A 22,295-nucleotide genomic window follows, 5' to 3' on the forward strand; every position below is an offset into this window, starting at 1 on the left:
ACCACTCGCGATGAAAATCACGGAAATCCGCGCCTATCCCGTCTGGGTCGGCACGCGCAACCAGCTTCTGGTCAAGATTGAAACAGACGAAGGCGTGTTCGGTTGGGGCGAGAGCGGGCTCTCGGGCCGCGAGAAGGCGGTGGTCGGCGCTCTCGAGCACTATCGGGAATTCCTCATCGGCCGCGATCCGTTCCGGATCGGGGCCCTGTGGCAGGAGATGTATCGCAGCCAGTATTTCGAGGGCGGGCGCGTGCTGCAGGCGGCCATCTCGGCCATCGACATCGCGCTCTACGATATCCTCGGCAAGGCCCTTGGCGTACCGGTCCACCAGCTTCTTGGCGGCAAGCAGCGCGATCGCATTCCGACCTTCGCGTCGACGACGGCCGCGCCCGGCGAGGCGATGATCGAGCAGGCAAAGGAGTTGGTGGCGGCAGGCTGGGTCGCCATGCGCCTGTCGCCCTCCGGCCACGCCAACCCGACGGTGTATGAGCCGCGCGAGCATATCGCGACGACCGCCAAATGGTGCGTCAAGGCGCGCGAGGAGCTCGGCGGCGATGTTGTGCTCGGCATCGACTATCACCACCGCCTATCGGTCGCCGAGGCGGCAAGCTTCTGCCAGAAGATGCCGTCCGGCACGCTCGATTTCCTGGAGGAGCCGATCCGCGACGAGACGCCGGAAGCCTATGAGGCGCTGCGGCGGATGGTCGACATCCCCTTCGCCATCGGCGAGGAATTCGCCTCGAAATGGCAGTTCCTGCCCTTCATCGAGCGCGACATCCACCAATTTAACCGCATCGACATCTGCAATGTCGGCGGACTGACCGAGGCGATGAAGGTCGCCGGATGGAGCGAGGCGCATTATGTCGACATGATGCCGCATAATCCGCTCGGGCCGATCTGCACGGCGGCAACCGTGCATTTCGCGGCAGCCGTGGCGAACTTCTCCTGGCTGGAGACCCGCACCTCGACCGCCGAACAGCTCGGCTTCGACAATTCTGATTTCTTCCCCGTCCAGCCGCGCATCGAGAACGCGCATTATGCGGTCACGGATACACCAGGCCTCGGCGTCGAGGTGAACGAGACGCTGATCCAGCAGCAGAGCTTCAAGTTCTGGGAAGCACCGCACCTGAAGCGCCACGATGGCTCGGTGACGAATTGGTAGCGCTGCCGCTGAAAGAGATCGAGACGCCGGCCTTCGAGGTCATCGACCCGCGTTTCGAAGCCTGCACCGTCCCGGACGCCGGCGCACGCCGCATCTGGAGCGGCGGGCGCTGGGCGGAGGGACCGGCCTGGCTGGCGAGCCAGGGCCTGCTCGTCTGGTCGGATATTCCCGGCGATACGATCTGGTCGTGGCACGAGGCCAGCGACACGGTTTCGACGTTCCGCTATCCGGCCAACAGTCCGAACGGCAACACGGTCGATCGTTCGGGCCGGCTTGTCTCTTGCGAACAGACGCCGCACCGGATCACGCGAACGGAGACAGACGGCAGCATCACATCGCTTGTCGACCGCATCGAGGGGCGTCGCTTCCAGTCGCCGAACGACGTCGTCGTTAAATCCGACGGCTCGATCTGGTTCAGCGATCCGAGCTATGGCCGCAAGGCCGAGCGCCCTGCAGGCGCCGATGTCGAGGGCTGCCATGTCTACCGCTTCGATCCCGCGACAGGCGCAGTGCGACAGGTGACGCATGACTTCGTCATGCCGAACGGCCTCGCCTTCTCGCCGGACGAGAGCTTGCTCTACATCGTGGACACCGGCAGCACGCATCTGGCGGACGGCCCCAACCATCTTCGCCGCTTCCGGGTCGGCGCCGATGGCGCCCTTTCGGGCGGCGAGGTGCTGATCGCCGAGCCTGGCGGCCATTTCGACGGACTGCGCGCCGATACGGAGGGCCGCCTCTGGATGGGGACCGACGACGGTGTCCGCTGCTACTGGCCGGACGGGACATTGATCGGTCGTCTGCGGCTACCCGAGCGCGCCGCGAACCTCACCTTTGGCGGCGCCGACGGCCACCTCCTGATGATGACGGCGACGACCTCCGTCTATGTCTGCCGTGTGAATGCAGCCGGCGCAACGCCCTAGACGGCGGATCGGAGCCCAGTCATGAAGATCACTGCGATCGAAACCCACATCGTCAATGCCGATCTGCGCAACTGGGTGTTCGTGCGCGTGCTGACAGACGAGCCCGGCCTGTACGGCTGGGGCGAGGCGACGCTCGAATGGAAGGCGCGCGCCATCGTCGGCACCATCGCCGATCTCGAGCCGCTGGTTCTTGGACGTGACCCGCGCGACATCGAGCAGGCGGTGCGCGCCATGAAGAAGCACGGCTTCTGGCAGCCACTCGGCGTCATCGGCATGACCGCATTGTCCGGCATCGAGATGGCGCTCTGGGACATTTTCGGCAAGTCGCTCGGTGTTCCTGTCTGGCGCTTGCTCGGCGGCAAGGTCCGCGACCGCGTCCCCGTCTACACCCATCTTGGCCTCGGCGAGATGGACGCCGTCTATAATTCCATGGATGCCAGTTCGCTCGTGGAGCGCGGGCTCGCCGTCAAGGAACAGGGCTACAGGGCGATGAAGATCGTCAACGTGCCCTACACGCACTACACGGCGACGCCGCGTGCTATCGACGACTTCGCGAACAGCATGGCGGCGCTCCGCGATGCCGTCGGCCCCGAGATCGAGTTGATGGTGGATTTCCACGGCCGCTGCGCCTCCGCCGGCGCGGCGCTGGCCTATCTCCATGCGCTCGAGCCGTTCAACGTGATGTTCGCCGAGGAGCCGATCCCGCCTGGCGACGTCCCGTCGATGAAGGCGATCGCCATGGCCTCGCGCGTGCCGATCGCGCATGGCGAGCGGCTGACCAGCGCGGCGGAGTTTGCACCTTATATCGAGGCACGCACCATGACGGTGGCGCAGCCCGACCTCTGCCATTGCGGCGGCTTCAGCGAGGCGAGGCGCATTGCAGCGCTCGCCGAGGTCGCCGGCATCGGCCTTGCGCCACATAATCCGCTCGGACCGATCGCTGGCGTGGCAGCCCTGCATTTCGACATCGCGACGCCGAATGTCATCATCCAGGAGGAGATGACCGGCGCCGTGCCTTGGTATTTCGAGGTCGTCGACGGCCCGATCCGGCGCGTAGACGGCGCCTGGCAGATCCCCGAGCGGCCCGGCCTCGGCATCGAGGTCGACCTCGCGGTAGCGGCGCGGCACCCCTGGAAACAGGAACCGTTCCCGACCCGCGCGGCAGCCATGCCCGATGGCACGATCGTGGATTGGTAAACCGATGACAGCCCGCCTTCAGGACAAAGTCGCGATCATCACGGGCGCCGGACGCGGCATCGGCGCAGCCATCGCCCATGCCTTCGCGCGCGAGGGCGCCGCGGTCGTCATCGCAGAACGCGACGCAGCGACAGGCCGGGCAACCGCCGACACTATCGCGGCGACCGGCGCGAGCGTCCTGTTCGTCGAGACCGACGTCACGTCCGATGCCGCGGTCCAGGGCGCCGCCGAGGCGACGCTGGCCCGCTTCGGGCGGATCGACATCCTCGTCAACAATGCCGGCATCAATGTCTTCCACAAGCCGCATGAGACGACGGAGGCGGAGTGGCGACGCTGCTTCGATGTCGATCTCGACGGCGTCTGGCGCATGTCGAAGGCGGTCCTGCCGGCCTTGCGGGCGCAGCGCTCGGGCGCGATCGTCAATATCGCCTCCTCGCATTCCTTCTCGATCATTCCAGGCTGCTTCCCCTACCCGGTGGCAAAGCACGGGCTGCTCGGCCTGACGCGGGCGCTCGGCATCGACTATGCGGCGGAAGGCATCCGCGTGAATGCTATTGCGCCGGGTTATATCGAGACGGATCTGGCGATCGACTACTGGAACACCTTTCCAGACCCGGCGGCCGAGCGGAAGCGCGTCTTCGACATGCATCCTCCAAAACGCATCGGGCGACCCGAGGAGGTCGCAATGACCGCACTGTTCCTCGCCTCCGACGAGGCGCCCTTCATCAATGCCGCCTGCATCGTCATCGATGGCGGCCGCTCGGTGCTCTATCACGAGTAGCCGACGGCCCGGCCGTCAGGGGCAGACCATCCCGCAGGCCATGCAAACCGCTGCCGCAACGCGATTTTGAAGCGCGGAAGCAGTGCCTAGCGGCACTCGGACTCAAACCTCCTCTCACTTTTTCGTGACGACAGGAGTGACAGCCGCCGCGACGGATTTCCGGCGTCGTCGGAACCCCATGTCCGGCGCAGGCCGCTTTACGGCGACTTTGTGTCGGCCGCATCACGCGCCGCAACATGCCCTTTTCCGCACCGCGCAACCTTACGCGGATTTAATGGATCGGCCCCGCATAGCCGGTTCATAGCTGGCAGCAGTAACAGGGGATCTCGTCATGCGGAAAGCAGCTGTTCTGGCTGTCGGCGTCGCTGCAATCGTAGCCGCGGGTGCATTGGGGTTGGGCTACTGGCGCCAACAGCCGCCGTTCCTCTTCGGAACGGCACGGGCCGCATCCGCGACAGACGGCACGACCTCGCCGGCCACGGAGGCAAAGGGCGGCGCGCCCGCCGGCGGAAAGGGTGGCCGACATGGCGGCGGCGCCGTTTCTGTCACGGTAGCGACGGCAGTTGCAGGAGACCTTCCGGTCCGGCGCTCGACGATCGGCTGGATCGCCTCGACTGCTTCGACAACCGTGACGACCCAGCAGCAGGGGATCGTAACCCGCTTGCTGGCGGCCAACGGCCAGGAGGTGAAGACTGGCGACGTCTTGGCCGAGCTCGACGACCGCGCCGCGCAGGCGACGCTTGATCGCGACACGGCGGCGATGACGCGCGACGAGGCCTCCGTCACGTCGACGAAGGCCGATCTGACCCGGGCACAAGATCTCTTCGGGCGGAAATTCGACAGCCAGCAGCAGCTCGACCAGGCGACCGCCTCGGCCGCCAGTGCCCAGGCGGTTGTGACGCTGGACGCGGCCAATATCGCCGCCGACAAGGTCGTGCTCGACGAGATGCGGATCAAGGCGCCGCATGACGGCCGGCTCGGGGCCTTCGCGATCACCGTTGGCAGCCTGATCCAGCCCGGCAACGCGATCGTCACACTGACCGATATTGACAACATCGAGGCGCTCTTCGCCGTCTCGGATGCCGATGTCGATCTGTTGCGCCAGTCGCTGACAAAAGGCCCCGTATCCGTCCAGGTGTCGGCCGCCGATCCAGGCGCCGCGCCCTCCAACGGTACCGCTCAGGCGGCGAAGCCCGACGCAGTCGCGACGGCAGGAAATTCCGTTTCCGCCGGGCAGGTCGATTTCATTGACAGCACGATTGTTCAGGGCTCGGGCACCATGTCGGCCCGCGCCGCGGTCTCGAACAAGGATCGCGTGTTCTGGCCGGGTCAGGCAGTCAAGGTTGACATCGACCTTGGCACCAACAGAGGCATCGTCATCGTGCCGACGGTCGCGCTGCAACAAGGCCAGGGCGGCTCGAACGTCTTTGTCGTCAAGCCGGACAAGACCATCGATGTCCGGCCCGTCACGGTAGCTGGCATCGTCGGCGACAAGGCCGGCATAAGCGCGGGCCTCAGCGCTGGTGATCAGGTGGTCACTGAGGGCCAGCTTTCGCTGGCCGAGGGCATGACCGTCAATGTCCGCGACGGCAAGGCTGCCAAGCCCGGCGACCACGCGTCGAAGTCCAGGCCCACCGTCGTTGGAGACGCGTCGTGAACATCTCCGAATTCTGGATCCGCCGGCCGGTCGCCACGACGCTCTTGTTTCTCGGCATCGCGATGGGCGGGGTGTTCGCCTATCAGCAGCTGCCGGTCGCGGCCCTGCCGGAGGTCAGCTTCCCGACGATCAGCGTCAGCGCGCAGTTGCCCGGCGCCTCGCCGCAAACCATGGCGACGGCGGTCGCGACGCCGCTGATCAAGCAGTTCGAGACCATCTCCGGCATCGATACGATCAGCGCCACGAGTTCGCTTGGCAGCTCGCAGATCGTGCTGCAATTCGCGCTCAGCCAGAACATCGACACGGCCGCAGGCGACGTTCAGGCTGCGATCGACCGCGCCCAGCGGCAGCTTCCCGCGAACATGCAGAACCCGCCGAGCTATCGGAAGGTCAACCCGGCCGATGCTCCGGTGCTGTTCCTGGCGGTCCAAAGTCCGACGCTGCCGATGTCGACGATCGATGACTTCGCCGAAAACGTTATCTCGCCAAGCCTCTCGACACTGCCGGGCGTCGCGCAGGTGAGCGTCTATGGCGGCCAGACCTATGCGGTGCGCGTCCAGGTCGATCCGAGCAAGCTGGCGACCCGCGGCATCGGGCTCGACCAGGTCTCGACGGCGCTCGCAGGGGCCAACGACCAGACCCCCGTCGGCACGTTGACCAACAAGAGCCAGGACCTCGTCATCGACGCACCGACGCAGATGACCAACGCCGATCAGTTCAAGCAACTGATCATTGCCAATCCGAATGGCAGCCCCGTCCGCCTGATGGATGTGGCCAACGTCGTCGACAGCGTCGAAAACACGGAGACGGCCGGCTGGTACGATGGATCCCGCTCCATCGTTCTCGCGATCCAGCGCCAGCCGAGCGCCAACACGGTCGCAGTCGTCGATGCGGTCAATGCCGAATTGCCGAAGCTCGAAGCCTCGATGCCGGCCTCGATGACCGTTCACGTCATGAACGACCGCTCGACATCGATCCGCGCGGCGATCTCGGACGTGCAGATGACGCTCGGCATCACCATCCTGCTGGTGGTGCTGGTGATCTATCTGTTCCTCGGCAAGCTTTCGGCGACGATCATTCCGGCGCTCGCCGTGCCACTCTCGCTCGTCGCGGCTTTCGGCGGGATGTATTGGCTCGGCTTCAGCGTCGACAACATCTCCTTGCTCGGCCTGACGCTCGCGGTCGGCCTCGTCGTCGACGACGCGATCGTCATGCTCGAAAACATCATGCGCCATGTCGAGGAGGGCGAAAAACCCTTCGCGGCAGCCTTGAAAGGCAGTTCCGAGATCGGCGCGACGATCATCTCGATGACGCTTTCGCTCGTCGCCGTATTCCTGCCGATCCTGCTGATGGGCGGCGTCGTCGGCCGGCTCTTCAACGAGTTCGGCATCGTCGTGACATTGGCCATTGGCGCGTCGGCCGTCGTCTCGCTGACGCTGACGCCGATGCTGGCGGCCCGGTTACCCAAATCGGCCGCGGAACCCGGCCGCTGGGGACCCGCCGCCTGGTTCGAGAAGGCCTTTCTCTGGATCGAGCGGCGCTACGACCGGGGGGTCGGCTGGTGCCTCGCGCATCGCTTCATCATCATCGGCGTCTTCCTCGCGACCGTTGCGGCATCGGCCTGGCTCTTCATGACGCTACCGAAGGGCTTCTTCCCGCAGGAAGACATCAGCCAACTTTCGGTCTCGACGCAGGCGCGTCAGGATATCTCCTTCGACGCCATGAGCGGGTTGCAGCGGCAGGTCGAGGACGTTCTCCGCGCCTCACCCTATGTCCAGCATGTGGCCTCCTTCGTCGGCGGCGGCCCGGGCTCCCAGACGATGAATGCGGGCTCGCTTTCGGTACAGTTGAAGCCGAAAGACGAACGCCCGCCGCTCGATGTGCTGACGGCCGATCTCCGCCAGCAGCTCGGCCGCATTGCCGGCATCCGCAGCTATATCGTGCCTGTCCAGAATCTCCGCGTCGGCGGCATGAGCTCGCAGAGTCAGTACCAACTGGTCGTCCAATCGCTCGACCAGCCGACGCTCAACGACTGGACGACCAGGCTGACCGACGCAATGCGCGCCGATCCGCACTTTGTCGACGTCGCCAACAACCTGCAAAACAACGCGCTCCAGGCTCGCCTGGTGATCGACCGCGACAAGGCGTCGTCGCTCGGCATCACCGCCGCAACCTTGCGGCAGACGCTGGAAGATGGCTTCGGCACGGAGACGGTCGCGACGATCCAGAGTACCGGCTCGAGCTATGACGTCATCCTCGAATATGACCCCGACCTGTCCTGGTCGGACGATCTGCTGTCGACGATCCGCATCCGCGCCTCATCCGGCACGCTCGTGCCGCTTTCAAGCATCGCGCGGATCGATCGCGTGTCTGGTCCGGTGACGGTCAATCAACTCGGGCAGCTCCCGGCTGCGACCATTTCGTTCAATCTGCCTGAGGGCGTCGCACTCGGCGAAGCGACAGACCAGGTGACGATCCTCAAGCAGGACATCGGTCTGCCGGCGAATGTCTACACGTCCTATGCCGGCACGGCGCAGGTGTTTCAGGATTCGCTGTCGACGCAGGGGATCCTGATCCTCGCGGCAATCCTGACGATCTATGTCGTGCTCGGCATGCTCTATGAAAGCTTCATCCACCCACTTACCATCCTGTCCGGCCTGCCGGCGGCGGCGCTCGGCGCGCTGGTGGCGCTGAAATTCGCCGGGCTCGATCTGTCGGTCATCGCGCTGATCGGCATCCTGATGCTGATCGGCATCGTGAAGAAGAACGCGATCATGATGGTCGACGTCGCGATTGCCGGCCAACGCGAGGAGAATCTCGCGCCAGCCCCGGCGATCCATCGCGCCGCCGTCCGCCGCTTCCGCCCGATCATGATGACGACCTTCGCGGCGCTTCTCGGCGCATTGCCGATCGCGCTTGGCACGGGTGCCAGCGCCGAACTCCGCCAGCCGCTCGGCATCGCCGTCGTCGGCGGCCTGATCGTCTCGCAATTGCTGACGCTATTCATCACCCCGGTGATCTTCGTCGAGATGGAGCAATTCAGCCGCTTCCTCAGCCGCCTCGTCCACGGCCGGACGGCGACACCGCGCGCGGAACAGGCCGAACCCGTGGGCGACGCAGCGCTGCAGCCGGCAGGCGAATGAGCAGGCGCGGACGGGGGAGGTCGGCCGCCGCGGCGCCAAGGACCGCCTCCGTTCAAGAAATTTCCCCTTCTTGCCGATAAGGCCGGCAGAACCGCTTGTGCTGTCTCGCAGACTTTGTCAGTCATATGTCATTGGGCCACCGGACGGGGAAACGCCGGTGCCCATCAACAAGGAGGACTGGATGAACGCGCTGCATAGATTGCTCGGTGCGGTTCTCGTGGCTTCGAGCCTGTCGCTGCCGGCGGTCGCCCATGCCGACAGCACGGTGACGGGGCCCGGCGGCACCACCAGCGGCACCTACATGGACTACATGAAGACCGTGTATGACCGCGCCGGTGCACCCGAGATCACGTCGCTGCCGCTGACCGAATTCGACAGCGAATACAAGCTCAACCCGATGGGTGCGAAGAGCTGGTCGCAGTCGGCCGATGGCCTGACCTGGACCTTCAAGCTTCAGGATGGGCTGGTCTGGAGCGACGGCGAGCCCCTGACCGCCGAAGACTATGTCTTCGCGCTGCAGCGCGCCGCCAAGGAAGGCTACGACTTCAACTGGTACTGGTCGTTCGCCGGCGGCATCAAGGGCTGGTCCGACGTGACCGACAAGCATGCGGACCCGTCGACGCTCGGCATCAAGGCCGTGGACGCGACCACCATCGAGGTCACGACCGATGCGCCGAAATCCTACTTCCCGGGTGTCGCCAGCCTCTGGTACCCGGTTCCCAAGCACGTCGTGGACAAGATCGGCGACGACTACGCCCTGAGTGTCGACACGCTGGTCGCCTCCGGCCCCTTCATGGTGAAGAGCTGGGAGAAGTCCAACAACACGATGACGCTCGTCAAGAACCCGAAATATAACGGACCCTGGCCGGCGCAGATCGAAACGCTGGTCCTCGACACCCAGATCGGACCGCCTGAAGTCGGCTTCCCCGCCTTCATGGCCGGCGAGGCGGATTGGACCACGCTGAACGCAGGCCAGGTTCCGGTCGTCCAGCAGCAGTTCCCGGACGGCATCCGAAAGAACGCGGTGTTCGCGCTTTACTACCTAGCCTTCGATCCCGAAAAGGCGCCCTTCGACAACATCCATGTCCGCAAGGCCTTCCAGGCAGCCATCAATCGCGATGAACTGACCTCGACGGTGCTGAAGGATACGGCCGTTCCGGCGAAGTCGATCCTCGCGCCGAGCTATCCGGGCTACCAGCAGTCGATCGCCGACAAGACGGTGTTCGATGCGAAGCTCGCCAAGGAAGAATTGGCCAAGGCCGGCTATCCAGACGGCAAGGGCTTCCCGCCGATCGAGATTTGGTATCGCGAACAGGGCGGCTACAACGCGGCCATCGCCGCGCCGATGCTCCAGTACCTGCAGGCGCAGTTCAAGGACATCCTTGGCGTCGACATGGGCATCAAGTCGATGCCGACCAAGGATTGGACGGCGGCGCTCAAGGCGCGTTCGAACGGCTTGTTCCTTGCGCCCTATGAATATGACTATCTCGACCCGTCAAATTTCTACGATCTGTTCAAGTCGGGCGGACGCCATCACTACGCGTTCCCCGAATATGACAAGCTCGTCGATGCGGGCGATGCTGGCGCGGATTGGGACAAGCGCCTCGCCGACTATGCCAAGGCCGAGCAGGTCCTGACGGACAACGCCGCTCTGGTACCGCTGGTCCACCCTGTGACCATCGCCGCCGTCAGCGACAAGCTGAAGGGCGAAGGCGTGACGCCGAACTCGAAGGGCTTCACCCCGCTCGATCGCCTCTCCGGCTATCTCTACACGCACGTCACCAAAGAGTGAGGTCAAGGGCGGGCGCTTCCGGGCGCCCGCCTTCCTTTTCCGTTAATGGAGACGCGTGCAGATGCGGCTGGTCGAAATCGACGATCTCACGGTGAGCTTTCGCCAGTACGAGGGCGTCGTACAGGCGGTTCGCGGTGTCAGCTTCGATCTCGAAAGCGGCGAAAGCCTTGGCATCGTCGGCGAATCCGGCTCTGGCAAATCCGTCACCTGCTCGGCACTGCTGCGCCTCTTGCGTGAGCCGCCGGCGACTATTGCCGCCAAAAGGCTTTCGCTCGGCGGGCAGGATATGCTCCGCGCCGACAAGAAGGCCCTCGCTTCGATCCGTGGCCGCGTCGCCGCCATGGTTTTCCAGGATCCGATGACGTCGCTGGACCCGGTCTTCACCATCGGTCACCAGATCGTCGAGACGATTACGGCGCATCGCGATGTCTCGAAAAAGGACGCGATGCAGCGGGCGATCGCGCTTTTGAAGCGCGTCGAGATCAAGAACGCTGAGGCAGTGGTTCGCTTCTATCCGCACCAGCTCTCCGGCGGCATGCTGCAACGCGTGATGATCGCGATGGCGCTCTCCTGCGAGCCGGCCGTCCTCATCGCCGACGAGCCGACCACGGCGCTCGACGTTACCATTCAGGCGCAGATCCTGCAGCTGATCAAGGACATCCAGGCCGAGACCGGCATGGGCCTCGTGATGATAACCCATGATCTCGGCGTCATCGCCGAAACGGTCGACCGCGTCGTGGTCATGTATGGCGGTCGCGTGATGGAGACGGGGCCGGTCGAGGCCATCTTCGAGGCGCCGCTGCATCCCTATACGCGCGCGCTGCTCGCCAGCATCCCGGGTCAGAAGCCGGGCAAGCAGCGGCTCACCGAAATCCCGGGCGCCTCGCCCAATCCGGCCGATCCACCGCCCGGCTGCCCCTTCCATCCGCGCTGCCCCATGGCCATCACCGCCTGCAGCACGACGACGCCGGAGCTCGAGACCAAGGCGCCCGGCCGTACGGCTGCCTGCATTCGCGTCGCCGCAGAACTGGCCGCTGCATGACCGCTCCCGCTCTCGAACTTCGCCAGATCACCAAACGCTTCGACGCGCAGACGGTCGTCGACCGCGTCGATCTCATTGTGCCCCGCAACGAGGTCGTTGCTCTCGTGGGAGAATCCGGCTCGGGCAAGACCACAACCGGGCTGATGGCGCTACGTCTCGTCGAGCCAACGGCCGGACGGATCCTGCTTGGCGGCCAGGACATCACCGACCTGAGCCAGAAGGCGATGAAGCCCTTTCGCCGACAGACGCAGGTGGTGTTCCAGGACAGCTATTCATCCCTCGATCCAATGATGACGCTGGGCGAAATCATCGCCGAGCCGCTCGCGATCCATGCGATCGGCACACCGTCAGAGCGGCGCGACCAGGCGCGGCACTGGCTTGAGCGTGTCGGCCTTGATGGCAGCTATGCGACGCGCTATCCGCACGAGCTCTCCGGCGGCCAGCGCCAGCGCATATCGGTGGCGCGGGCGCTGATCCTCGGTGCGTCGGTGCTTGTCGCCGACGAGCCGACGTCAGCGCTCGACGTGTCGGTCAAGGCGCAGATCGTCAACCTGCTGCAGGACCTGCAAGGCGAAATGGGACTGTCGATGCTGTTCATCAGCCACGATCTTTCCGTCGTGCGCTCGCTCGCCGATCAGGTCGTCGTCATGCTGCGCGGACGCGTCGTCGAGCGCGGGCCGACCGACCGGATCTTCGCGGCCGCCCATCATCCCTATACGCGCGCGCTGCTCGATGCCGTACCGGTCATCGATCCGAAGACCCGCCGACGCCGGACATTTCTCAGCGCCGAGGAGCTGGCCGCGGGAACGCCGCGCTTCCGGCCGCATGAGATCGAGCCGCAGCCGCTGGTCGACACCGCCGACCCCCAGCTTGTCGCGCTGGTCGGCAGTCATTTTGTCGAAGCGATCGTGACGGAGGGGCGCTGACCATGCTGCAGTTCATCATCCGCCGCACGCTCTCGATGCTGGCCACCTTCTTCGTGGTGTCGGTCATCATCTTCCTGATGATGCACGCCATTCCTGGCGGTCCGTTCGACGGCTACGAGATGCCGCTGCCGGACAATATCAAGGCCAAGCTGATGGCCCAGCTCGGCCTCGACAAGCCGCTGTGGGAACAATATGTCCGCTACATGTGGGGCGTCTTCCATCTCGATTTCGGGGTGCCCTACCAGAGCCCGGGCGAAACGGTGATGGGCCTGATCGCCCATGCCTGGGTGCCGAGCCTCGTGCTTGGCGGGCTCGGCGTTCTGATTGGCGCGCCGATCGGCATCCTGCTCGGCATGGCTGCCGCCCTCAATCGCAACAGCTGGATCGACTATCTCGCCTCGGGCATCGCGACGCTCGGTCTGACGATCCCGGTCTTCGTGATCTCGACACTGCTGATCCTCGTCTTCGCTGTCTGGCTGCATTGGACGCCGGCGAGCGGCTGGGGCGAGCCGCGGCGCTGGATCCTGCCGATCATGGCCTATGCGGCGGTGCCGCTGGCGACCTATGCCCGCTATGCCCGCTCGGCGATGCTCGACACGCTGAACAAGCCCTTCGTGACTGTCCTCCGTGCCAAGGGCCTCAGCGAAAGGCGCATCATCTTCCAGCATGTGCTGCGCAATTCGGCGATTCCGATGATCACCATCTTCCTGCCGATGTTCGTCGGCATTGCCACCGGTTCAATCTTCGTCGAGGCGATCTTCCGTGTGCCGGGTCTCGGCGCCTATTTCGTCTCGTCGATCCAGAAGCGCGACTATCCGCTGGAAATGGCCCTGATGCTGATGATCAGCGCGCTCTTCTGCATCTCCTACCTGATCTCCGACATCCTCTACGCGCTGCTTAATCCGCGCATCCGCCTCGGAGGGAAGGCCCGATGACCGATCTCAGCGCAGCCGGCCCCGCTCTTCCGCGTCCGGGAAGCGCCAAACGACGCAGCCCGCTCTATCTCGCCTGGCGCCGCTTCGCGGCCAACAAGGCAGCGCTTGGCGCTGGCATCATCCTCCTCGTCATCATTCTGATGGCAATCTTCGCCCCGCTGGTCTCCAAGACCGGGCCGAACGAACAGGCTTTCCTGACCAAGGCGCTGGCGTTTCCGTCATCCGAACACTGGTTCGGCATCGACGATCTCGGCCGCGACTTCTTCACGCGCATCGTCTATGGCGCCCGCGTCTCGCTCGGCATCGGCTTGTCGGCGGCAGTGTTCAGCCTGCTGCTCGGCCTGCCGCTGGGGGCGCTCGCCGGTTATCTCGGCGGGCGGTTCGACTGGGTGATCATGCGCATCATCGAGCTGTTCTCCGTGGTGCCGCCGCTGCTCGCCGCTCTGCTGCTCGCGACGCTGACGCGAGGCGGCGTCTGGGCGATCGTGCTGATTGCCGGCCTGTTCGGCTGGGTCAATGTCTGCCTGCTGGTCCGCGCCCAGGTGAAATCCTTCCGCGAGAAGGAATTCATCATGGCGGCCCAGGCGCTTGGCGCGTCACCCTGGCACATCGTCTGGCGCCATCTGATCCCGAATTCCGTATCGCCCGTCATTGTCGGCTTCGTGCTCGCCATCCCGCTCGCCATGATGCTGGAGGCCTCGCTGAGCTTCCTCGGCATCGGCGTTCAGCCGCCAACGCCGAGCTGGGGCCAGATGATCAATGTCGGCATGAACTTCATGTATTTTTACTGGCACATGGCCGTCTTCCCGGTGCTGGCCCTCGCCGTCACCATCCTCGCGGCGTCGCTGCTCGGCGACGGCCTGCGCGATGCTCTCGATCCGACCCTGAAAGGGCGCTGACGTGACCACCAACCTGACCCAGCATTTCCTGCTCGATCCCAAGGTCGTGTTCCTGAACCACGGCTCGTTCGGCGCCTGCCCCCGTCCAGTCTTTGAGGAGTATCAGCGCTGGCAGGCGAAGCTGGAGCGCCAGCCAGTCGAATTCCTCGATTCCCGCCGCGGTCTCGAAGCCAATCTGCGTGTCGCCCGCACGGCACTCGCTGCCGAACTCCGCACGGCACCCGACAATGTCGCGCAGGTCTCGAATGCCACGACCGGCCTCAACATCGCCCTTCAGTCGCTGCCGCTGAAGGCTGGCGACGAAATCCTGACGACCAACCACGAATACAGCGCGCTTGAGAAGACGCTCCTCTTCATCGCCCGGCGCACTGGCGCGAAGATCGTTCAGGTCACGGTCCCGCTGCCGCTGACCTCGGCCGACGCCTTCCATGACGCCGTCCGCGCCGGCATCACGCCGCGCACGCGCGTACTCTTCCTCAGCCACATCACCTCACCGACCGCGCTGTTGTTCCCGATCGAGACGCTCGTCGCGGAGGCACGCGCGCAGGGCATCTGGAGCGTCATCGACGGCGCGCATTCGCCGGGTCATACCCCTCTCGATCTCGATGCACTCGGCGCCGACTTCTATTCCGGCAATTGCCACAAATGGATGATGTCGCCGAAAGGATCGGCGTTTCTCTATGTGCGGCCCGAACTGCAGGCGATGATCGATCCGCTCGTGATCAGCCATGGCTGGACGGCCGACAATAAGGAACCGGGTGTGCGTGGCCCCTTCGGCGCGTCGGCCTTTGTCGACGAAATCGAAATGCAGGGAACCCGCGATCCCTCGCCCTGGCTCGCCGTGCCGGCCGCTCTCGAGTTCCGCCGGGCGCATGACTGGTGGCGGGTTGCCGCCGAGTGCGGACGCCTCGCACAGGAAACGGCGGCGCGGGTCAGCGATCTCTTCGGTCTGCCGCCGCTGTCGAGCCCCGAATTTTCCGCTCCGCAGATGGTGGCGATGCCGATCCCGGCCTGTGATCCACTCGCCATCCACGACGAGCTCTATCGCGACTATGGCATCGAAATTCCTGTCTTCGAATGGCAAGGACACCATATCGCGCGATTGTCGTGCCAGGGCTATAATACCCGCGAACAGATGGATCTGCTGGTGCGCGCGCTCGGTGATTTGCTGGCGCAGCGACAGCCGCGCAGGAAGCAAAGCCAAGGGTGACTCCCATCGACGACCTCCTGATCGAGCCCGGCCGCCGCGATGCGGTCGAGTATCTCGAACGCATCAACACGACGACGCGTGGCGTCGCCGTGCTCGATGCCCTGGCGGAGATGATCGAGCGCGCCGGCCTTGGGGTCGGCGATCGCATTCCGCCCGAGCTTTCGCTCGCCGAGAAGCTCGGGGTTGGCCGCACGACGATCCGCGAGGCGCTGAACCGCTGGGAAGGTCTCGGCATCATCCGCCGCCGTCGTGGCGCCGGCACTTTCCTCGTGGCGCGCGTGCCCTCGTCGCGGGGCCACGCCCCGACCATGATCCGCCTCGAAGGCGAGGCGCTGCTCCGTCTCATGGAGGTGCGGCGCGCGCTCGAACGCGAGGTCGTGCGCAAGGCAACGATGAATGCCCACACCGCGCAGCGGCGTCAGATCTCGCGCCTTTGCGATGTCCTGATCGACGATGTCGATGCACGCCGTCCGTGGCGCAAGGCCGACGCCGCGTTTCATGGCGCGATCTACGAGGCGTCCGGCAACCCGATGTTCGGACAGATCCTGCTTAGCCTCGATCACGCGCTTGAGCGCTCGGCGGAGTCGCCGTTCGGCCGCGACGGCTTCGGCATCGCGTCGTTCCCGCCGCACCGTACTCTGGCCGATGCCATCCTCGACAGCGACGTCGAGGCGGCCGTCGCGGCGATCAACCAGATCCTCGACATCGTCGAGGGCGAGATCCGCGCCGTCATCGCGGGCGACCCGTCGCTCGCCTGAGGCGCCCCCGCCTAAGCGGCGGGAGCGCTCGTGCTTCGGTCAGGATGTCACGACGACACGCGTCCAGGCGCGCGGTCCGACCGTAAACCGCAGCTCGCCATTCGCCACTGCGACATCCTCGATCACCGCGCCCGAAAGCGATGTCCGCTTGGCCGCCGCTGGCGCCATGCGCCCGGCGCGGATGCGTGCCTCGGTGGCTTGATCGTCCGGATTGAGGAAGGTCAGCGCGACGCCGCCGTCGGCCGGCTCGAGCCGTGTCAGCATGAGCGGACCGGCATCGATGTCGAGAAGCTGGCCGCGCTCCGCCGCCAGCGGGCCACGCTCGGCATAAACATGCGCGGCAAGCGGTTGGGTATAGGCGAGTGCCGCCTGCACGGCAGCACCGAGCGGACGGCCGGACCCCGGCAGCAGCGTGAATCGGAAGCTGAAGCGGCCGCCCTGGTCGGCCTGGAAATTGGTCGACCAATAATTGTTGGTGAGCCAGGCATTCAGAATGGGCGCCGGCCGCACAACGCTGCCATCAGGTTCCCGCCAGCGCCCGAAGGTGAAGCCGCCGACCTGCCACAGCGGCGCGTCCGGCGTCGCCACGGTGAGGTCGGCGTTGCCGTCGGCGATGCGGATATAGCGCTGTGTGGTGATGTAGTGCCGGCTGGCGAAGGGAAGTTGTTCGTCGTCCAGCCGGACATTGGCGCCTGCCGTTTCATAGTCGCAGTGCCAGGCGCCGGCGAGGCGAACGGGAAGCGGCAGATAAATCCCGTGCGGCGACGCCAACGGCGCCTTGTCGACGATCGCCTCACATTCGAGCGCCGCCTGATCGGCGACCAGCCGCCAGACCACCGTGACGCGATCGCCGGTGGAAAAGGTGAAGCTCTGACGGATCTCAGCCCGGCCCTGCCCCGTGATCGCCTCAGCGTCCTCCGAGACCTTGCCCGCCTCCCGCACCGCGGACCAATCGGTATGCCAGGATTTGTTCCACTCGGCCGCTTCCACGTCGACACGGTCGAAGATCGCCTCACGTGTTCCGCCCTCCGGCCGCTCGAGCACCGGCACGCCGAAGGTGACACCCTCCGCCTTGCCGACATAATCGATACCGTCGAGCGTCAATGACGTCAGCCCGCCGGCCGGATCGATCTCGGCGCGAAGACGCCCATTCGAAAGGACCATGCTGTCCGCAGTCGGCGAAGCGGCGGCTCGAACACTTGCCGCAGATACGCTGAGATAGCCGAGCGCCGGAAGCTCGAACGGCTCGGTCCAGATCGCATGCCGGTCGGGCAAGTCGGAAAAGATCACGTCCTGGCGCTGGACACGATGCGAGGACGGTCCATGGGGAACGATCGCCTCGATCCCGAAGCCATCCCTGACCTCGCTGACGCCACCGACCGGCGGCAGAAGCGGCAGCTTCACCGACTGCCGCACGGCGAAGGGATGCGGATTATAGACAAGGAGCCGCGGCTCTTCGCCGCCGATCTCGCCGGCCAGCCTCTCCAATCCGTCGCGACGGAGCATGCGGGCGATGCTCGCCCCCTCCGGCGCCAGAGCGAGCTTCAGAAGCTGCTGAGTCCGCGTCTCCGGCGAAAACGGCTGGTTGATCGATCGATCGGCCCCCCAGGTATGCTCGGCATAGAGCCCGAGCGCCCGCCGCGCCGCTTCGAACAATTCGTCCTCGCGCTTCAGCGTCGCGCCGGGCACGAAGGCGCGCAGCCCCTCGGCGGCGGCGAGGTCGCGCTGGCCTTGCAGCGCCTGGCGCGTTTCCTGCGCCGTGCTGCCGGCGCCGAAATTCCACCAGTCCGTCCAGTCGCCGCGCATCAGCGGCAAGGTGTCGAGCGGTTCGTCGCGCAGCCGGTCGAAGAACTCGGAGATGGTGACGAAGCGGAGGCGCACCGCCGGATCGGTCGCGTTGAAGCGGCGGATAAATTCCGGCAGGGCACGCTGCGGCGCGCCGTTGTCATGATAGCGGATATTGGTAATCTGCATCATCAGGAAGGGATGCGGATAGCCCCGCTCCTCCCAGCTCTTCGCCCATTGCGGCACGCGGACCAGCGCCTCGTCGAAATCGACGGGAACGCGCATGCCACGGTCGCTGGTGACGCCATAGATGAAGCCATTATAGGCGATGATCTCGCGGCCAGCGGGCGACTGCCAGCGGAAAGCGCGCGGCCAGGGCCGCAGCGCATGGCCGAAATGCTCGTTGATCGCCATCGAAATGCCGCTGATGCCATGGTCGAGCAGCGCATCGACCATGCCCCAGGGCAGGCCGTTGACATCGGTATTCATCGCCGAGCGGACGGGAATGCCGAGGTCGCGGAAAAACTGGATCGGCTTCAGGACGTCGAGCGCCATGGAATGATCCATCAGCGGCGTCATGTGCCACTGCATGCCGGCCACCTCGAACTGACCGCGCCTGACGGCAGCAAGGAAGCGATCGCGGTCGCCGTTCGAGGCTCGGTTCCACCAGTCCATGGTCACGCCGGTAACCTCGCAGGTCCAGCGGAAGCGCGATTCATCGTCGAAATCGGCCGTGTCATCTGCGATGTCGAGCGCCTCGTCGATGAAGCGCCGATGCAGCTCCATCACCACAGGCTGCGGGTGCGTGTAGCCAATGTCGGTGTGCGAATGATGGACGAACAGAATTTCCCTGATCATCGGGCGCTCCGGTCAATCTAAGATGGAATGGATGTTCGATTTCAGCGCGGGAGACGGCCGCCCTTCCGGGGGTCGGCATAGTTCGTCTCGGGCATGACGCAGTACCAGTCAGGCCGCCCCGGATCGCGGTCGTAGAGATAGCCGCCCATCTCGCGATAATAGGCCGCGTATTGGGCGAGCTTGTCGCGATCGAGTTCGACGCCGAGGCCCGGCCCCTTGGGCAATGCGATCTTGCCGTCCTTGTAGGCGAGCTTGCCACCCGCGATAACGTCATCGGTCAGGTGGTGGTAATGCGCGTCCGCGGCGAAGCCGAGATTGGGCAGCGCAGCGCCGAGATGCAGCATCGACGCGAGCTGGATGCCGAGTTCGCCCGAGGAATGCACCGAAGCGCCATACTGGAACGTCTCCAGCACCGTGCCCGCCTTATGCGCCTGCCGAAGACCACCCCAAAATGTCGTGTCGAGCAGCACGACATCGACCGCTTCGAGGCGAATATTGGCGGCGAGCTGTTCGAAATTCACGACCACCGTGTTGGTCGCGGTCGGGATATCGATCGCCTTGCGCAGCCGCCGCATGCCCTCGAGGCCCCAGGTCGGGTCCTCGAAATAGTCGTTGTTGAGGTTGCCGATCGCCTTGGCGACGCGAATTGCCTCCTCGACGGTCCAGACGCTGTTCGGGTCGAGCCTGAGCTTCGCTTCGGGAAAGGCCTCGCCAAGCGCCTGCATCACCTCGATGTCATGCCCGGGCGGGAAAACGCCGCCCTTCAGCTTGTGCACCGTGAAGCCGTAGCGCGCGACGAGATCCTTGGCGTGGGTCACGATCTCGTCCGGTGTCGTCTCGCCGCCGAGACCGGTCTTCTCGTCGCGGTAGCGATAGAAGATGTAGCTCGCGAACGGGATCTCCTCGCGCAGCGACCCGCCGATGAGATCGCAGGCGCGAATACCGAGAAACTTGCCCGCGACATCCATGCAGGCCATCTCGATCGCCGCATGCAGCTGCAGCCGGTTGTTATAGAGCGAGGCGGTCGGGTTCATGATCTTCCACCGCAGCTGTTCGAGCTGCAGCGGATCGTGCCCGACCAGATAGGGCTTGAGGCCCGCGATCGCGGCCTCGGCCGACTGCCCGCCGCCGCCGAGCTCGCCGAGGCCGATGAGCCCCGCGTCGGTCTCCACCTCGACGATGGTTCGCACGAAACGGCCCCAATGCGCGCCATTCGAATGGCGCAGCGGTGCTTCGAGCGGGACGGCCACGGTCGTCGCCCTGAGATCGATGATCTTCATGAATGCATTTCCCTCGGAACGAAACACCCGCGCGACATCACCGCTCTCCCATCCCGAGCGTCAGGCCGCGGACGAAATAGCGCTGCAGCGCAAGGAACAGGATCAGCGTCGGCGCACTGCCGACCAGCGTCGCGGCGATTACCGACGGACCGTCGCTGGCGCCATAGACGCCCTGCATGCCGGCCAGCGCGACCATGATCGGCCGAACGCTTTCGGACTTCGTCAGCACCAGCCCAAACAAGAGGTCGTTCCAGATCCAGGTAAACTGGATGAGGATGAGCAGGATCAGCGGCGCCCGCGCCATCGGCATCATGATGCGCCAGAAGGTCTGCCAGGAGTTGGCGCCATCGAGCGCGGCGGCTTCCTGGACCTGCCATGACACTGTCAGGAAGAAGCCTCGCATGACAAACATGCAGAACGGGATGGTGATCGCGACATAGAAGGCGATGATGCCGATCCGCGTGTCGTAGAGCCCAGTGTCGAGATAGAGATTGAACAGCGGGATCAGATACATTTGGAACGGGAAGATGGTGCCGCTATAGATCAGCAGGAACCAGAACATTCCCTGCGGGATGCGCAGCCGTACGATGCCATAGGCGGCCATCGCGGCGAGAATGACCGAGATCACCGAGGCGACGACGCCGTAGATCGCGCTGTTGACGAAGCCGGACGCCATGCCCTTCGCCCAAGCACGGGCAATGTTGTCGAAGAGGTGGAAAGACTGCGGCAGCGCCAGCGTCGAGGTGCTCGAGAATTCGATGGGCGTCTTGAACGCGCTCATGATCAAAAGAGCGATCGGCAATACCCAGAACACCGTGAGGATCAGCGCAGAGGTGAACCGCGCCTCACGGACGACGCCGGTCGTCTCGCCGATTTCAGCGCTCATTGACGTGCCTCCTGTTCGAGGACGGAGCGGAGATAGAAGTAGGAGAAGGCAAGCGCAACGACCGAGATGACCACCGCTATGGCGGCGCTGTAGCCCTGCTTGAACAGGATGAAACCCTCGCGATACATCGTGACGGCGAGCGTCTCGGAGGCGCGGCCGGGGCCGCCCTGCGTCATCACCCAAATCAGGTCGAACACCTTGAAGCCGTTGACGATGGCGAGCAGGGTCGTGATGACGACATAGGGCATCAGCATCGGCAGGATGATGCGTCGGACGAGGTTCCAGCCCGTGCAACCCTCGATTTTCGCCGCCTCGATCGGTTCGGGGGGGAGCCCCTGCAGGCCGACCAGGAACAGCATCATGTTGAGGCCGGTCTGCTGCCAGGTATAGGTCGCGATCATCGCGAATGTGTTGGTCGGCACGTCGAACAGCCAGCGGCTTGCAAGGCCCGAAAGGCCGATGCCGCGCAGGATCATGTTCAGGATGCCGTTGTCGTAGTTGAAGACGAAGCTGAACAGGATGCCGGCTGCGGCAGCCGAGATCGTCGCCGGAAGATAAATCACCGTCTTGAAGAATCCGCCCCAGCGCACGCGACTGAAGGCGAGTGCGAAGACGAGGCCAAGCGTCACGGGGAAGATCACCGCCGCGACGGTCCAGATCACCGTGTTGCGCAGCGACAGCAGGAAATGCGGGTCGGCGAAGAGGTCGCGGAAGTTGTCGAGCCCGGCAAAGGTCGGGTCGGAGATGCCGTCGAAATGGGTGAGGCTCCGCCAGGCGGTCAGGACCATCGGATAGAGCAGGAACGCCGCCACGAACAGCGCTGCCGGCAGCACATAGAGATAGGGCACCACGAGTTGCCTGAGCGGTCGGCCGGCCGGGCGTCGGATGAGCGGCGCGGCGGTGTGGTCGAGGGTTGCGGTCATAACTTTCTCCTGCGCGTCCTCGCGACGGCGCGTCGTCATCGCAAAAGCCCACGCGCCGCGACCTGCGGCTGGCAGACTTGGCGAAGGGCCTCGCGCCGGCCGGACGACCGGCGCGAGGCTTCAGGCACCACATGGCGCCGC

17 protein-coding genes are annotated in these 22,295 nt (G+C 65.0%); 13 read left to right on the plus strand and 4 right to left on the minus strand.

The genetic code is table 11. The annotated features are described in order from the left end of the window. Window positions 1-10: 10 nt before the first annotated feature. From BUB39_RS17845 to BUB39_RS17905, 13 genes are all read left to right on the plus strand, one after another. A complete protein-coding gene (locus tag BUB39_RS17845) occupies window positions 11-1,162 on the plus strand; it encodes a mandelate racemase/muconate lactonizing enzyme family protein (RefSeq protein WP_073056113.1) in 1,152 nt (383 codons plus the stop codon). Next, window positions 1,156-2,082, plus strand: a complete 927-nt coding sequence (locus BUB39_RS17850; protein WP_244540296.1) for an SMP-30/gluconolactonase/LRE family protein — start codon at window positions 1,156-1,158, stop codon at window positions 2,080-2,082. Before BUB39_RS17845 ends, BUB39_RS17850 begins: the two co-directional genes overlap by 7 nt. Window positions 2,083-2,103: 21 nt before the next feature. Then, window positions 2,104-3,279: a galactonate dehydratase gene (dgoD, locus tag BUB39_RS17855; protein ID WP_073056115.1), complete on the plus strand. Its 1,176-nt coding sequence runs from the start codon at window positions 2,104-2,106 to the stop codon at window positions 3,277-3,279. A gap of 4 nt (window positions 3,280-3,283) precedes the next feature. Further along, complete coding sequence (locus BUB39_RS17860) at window positions 3,284-4,060, plus strand: SDR family oxidoreductase (RefSeq protein ID WP_073056118.1); 777 nt, start codon at window positions 3,284-3,286, stop codon at window positions 4,058-4,060. Between the two features lie 331 nt (window positions 4,061-4,391). After that, window positions 4,392-5,717: an efflux RND transporter periplasmic adaptor subunit gene (locus tag BUB39_RS17865; RefSeq protein WP_073056120.1), complete on the plus strand. Its 1,326-nt coding sequence runs from the start codon at window positions 4,392-4,394 to the stop codon at window positions 5,715-5,717. Then, entirely contained in the window at window positions 5,714-8,860 is a 3,147-nt protein-coding gene (locus BUB39_RS17870; RefSeq protein ID WP_073056122.1) for an efflux RND transporter permease subunit, read from the plus strand. Before BUB39_RS17865 ends, BUB39_RS17870 begins: the two co-directional genes overlap by 4 nt. Before the next feature lie 181 nt (window positions 8,861-9,041). Then, on the plus strand, window positions 9,042-10,652 hold the full coding sequence (locus tag BUB39_RS17875; RefSeq protein ID WP_139251528.1) for a peptide ABC transporter substrate-binding protein: 1,611 nt from the start codon (window positions 9,042-9,044) through the stop codon (window positions 10,650-10,652). A 61-nt stretch (window positions 10,653-10,713) separates the two neighbouring features. Further along, window positions 10,714-11,694 carry an ABC transporter ATP-binding protein gene (locus BUB39_RS17880; protein ID WP_073056126.1) on the plus strand — a complete coding sequence of 327 codons (981 nt, stop codon included), beginning with the start codon at window positions 10,714-10,716 and terminating at the stop codon, window positions 11,692-11,694. After that, on the plus strand, window positions 11,691-12,620 hold the full coding sequence (locus BUB39_RS17885; RefSeq protein ID WP_073056128.1) for an ATP-binding cassette domain-containing protein: 930 nt from the start codon (window positions 11,691-11,693) through the stop codon (window positions 12,618-12,620). The genes BUB39_RS17880 and BUB39_RS17885 overlap by 4 nt, the downstream gene beginning before the upstream one ends. A gap of 2 nt (window positions 12,621-12,622) precedes the next feature. Continuing rightward, on the plus strand, window positions 12,623-13,555 hold the full coding sequence (locus tag BUB39_RS17890; RefSeq protein ID WP_073056130.1) for an ABC transporter permease: 933 nt from the start codon (window positions 12,623-12,625) through the stop codon (window positions 13,553-13,555). Next, a complete protein-coding gene (locus tag BUB39_RS17895) occupies window positions 13,552-14,454 on the plus strand; it encodes an ABC transporter permease (RefSeq protein ID WP_073056133.1) in 903 nt (300 codons plus the stop codon). Before BUB39_RS17890 ends, BUB39_RS17895 begins: the two co-directional genes overlap by 4 nt. 1 nt (window position 14,455) lies before the next feature. Beyond that, window positions 14,456-15,664 carry an aminotransferase class V-fold PLP-dependent enzyme gene (locus BUB39_RS17900; RefSeq protein WP_073056135.1) on the plus strand — a complete coding sequence of 403 codons (1,209 nt, stop codon included), beginning with the start codon at window positions 14,456-14,458 and terminating at the stop codon, window positions 15,662-15,664. After that, window positions 15,661-16,422: a FadR/GntR family transcriptional regulator gene (locus BUB39_RS17905; protein WP_084527606.1), complete on the plus strand. Its 762-nt coding sequence runs from the start codon at window positions 15,661-15,663 to the stop codon at window positions 16,420-16,422. The genes BUB39_RS17900 and BUB39_RS17905 overlap by 4 nt, the downstream gene beginning before the upstream one ends. Window positions 16,423-16,461: 39 nt before the next feature. Here BUB39_RS17905 and BUB39_RS17910 read toward each other — a convergent pair whose 3' ends face one another. From BUB39_RS17910 to BUB39_RS17925, 4 genes are read right to left on the minus strand one after another with little or no spacing between them, the layout of a single operon-like run. Then, the gene (locus tag BUB39_RS17910; RefSeq protein ID WP_073056137.1) at window positions 16,462-19,065 is read right to left on the minus strand and encodes a glycoside hydrolase family 38 N-terminal domain-containing protein; all 2,604 of its coding nucleotides are present in this window, start codon (window positions 19,063-19,065) and stop codon (window positions 16,462-16,464) included. A gap of 41 nt (window positions 19,066-19,106) precedes the next feature. Further along, window positions 19,107-20,345: an enolase C-terminal domain-like protein gene (locus BUB39_RS17915; protein ID WP_073056139.1), complete on the minus strand. Its 1,239-nt coding sequence runs from the start codon at window positions 20,343-20,345 to the stop codon at window positions 19,107-19,109. Between the two features lie 37 nt (window positions 20,346-20,382). Next, window positions 20,383-21,231 (minus strand): carbohydrate ABC transporter permease, encoded by an 849-nt coding sequence (locus BUB39_RS17920; RefSeq protein WP_073056142.1) that lies wholly within the window; start codon window positions 21,229-21,231, stop codon window positions 20,383-20,385. Beyond that, window positions 21,228-22,154, minus strand: coding sequence for a carbohydrate ABC transporter permease (locus BUB39_RS17925; protein WP_073056143.1), 927 nt, complete (start codon window positions 22,152-22,154; stop codon window positions 21,228-21,230). Before BUB39_RS17925 ends, BUB39_RS17920 begins: the two co-directional genes overlap by 4 nt. Window positions 22,155-22,295 lie beyond the last annotated feature (141 nt).

The organism is Kaistia soli DSM 19436, from assembly GCF_900129325.1.
GTDB classification, from domain to species: domain Bacteria; phylum Pseudomonadota; class Alphaproteobacteria; order Rhizobiales; family Kaistiaceae; genus Kaistia; species Kaistia soli.

Coding starts and splice junctions, on each gene's coding strand:
- BUB39_RS17845 (WP_073056113.1), top strand. CDS start 11: ATGAAAATCACGGAAATCCGCGCCTATCCCGTCTGGGTCGGCACGCGC.
- BUB39_RS17865 (WP_073056120.1), top strand. CDS start 4,392: ATGCGGAAAGCAGCTGTTCTGGCTGTCGGCGTCGCTGCAATCGTAGCC.
- BUB39_RS17910 (WP_073056137.1), bottom strand. CDS start 19,065: ATGATCAGGGAAATTCTGTTCGTCCATCATTCGCACACCGACATTGGC.
- BUB39_RS17925 (WP_073056143.1), bottom strand. CDS start 22,154: ATGACCGCAACCCTCGACCACACCGCCGCGCCGCTCATCCGACGCCCG.
- BUB39_RS17915 (WP_073056139.1), bottom strand. CDS start 20,345: ATGAAGATCATCGATCTCAGGGCGACGACCGTGGCCGTCCCGCTCGAA.
- BUB39_RS17895 (WP_073056133.1), top strand. CDS start 13,552: ATGACCGATCTCAGCGCAGCCGGCCCCGCTCTTCCGCGTCCGGGAAGC.
- dgoD (WP_073056115.1), top strand. CDS start 2,104: ATGAAGATCACTGCGATCGAAACCCACATCGTCAATGCCGATCTGCGC.
- BUB39_RS17875 (WP_139251528.1), top strand. CDS start 9,042: ATGAACGCGCTGCATAGATTGCTCGGTGCGGTTCTCGTGGCTTCGAGC.
- BUB39_RS17860 (WP_073056118.1), top strand. CDS start 3,284: ATGACAGCCCGCCTTCAGGACAAAGTCGCGATCATCACGGGCGCCGGA.
- BUB39_RS17885 (WP_073056128.1), top strand. CDS start 11,691: ATGACCGCTCCCGCTCTCGAACTTCGCCAGATCACCAAACGCTTCGAC.
- BUB39_RS17880 (WP_073056126.1), top strand. CDS start 10,714: ATGCGGCTGGTCGAAATCGACGATCTCACGGTGAGCTTTCGCCAGTAC.
- BUB39_RS17890 (WP_073056130.1), top strand. CDS start 12,623: ATGCTGCAGTTCATCATCCGCCGCACGCTCTCGATGCTGGCCACCTTC.
- BUB39_RS17920 (WP_073056142.1), bottom strand. CDS start 21,231: ATGAGCGCTGAAATCGGCGAGACGACCGGCGTCGTCCGTGAGGCGCGG.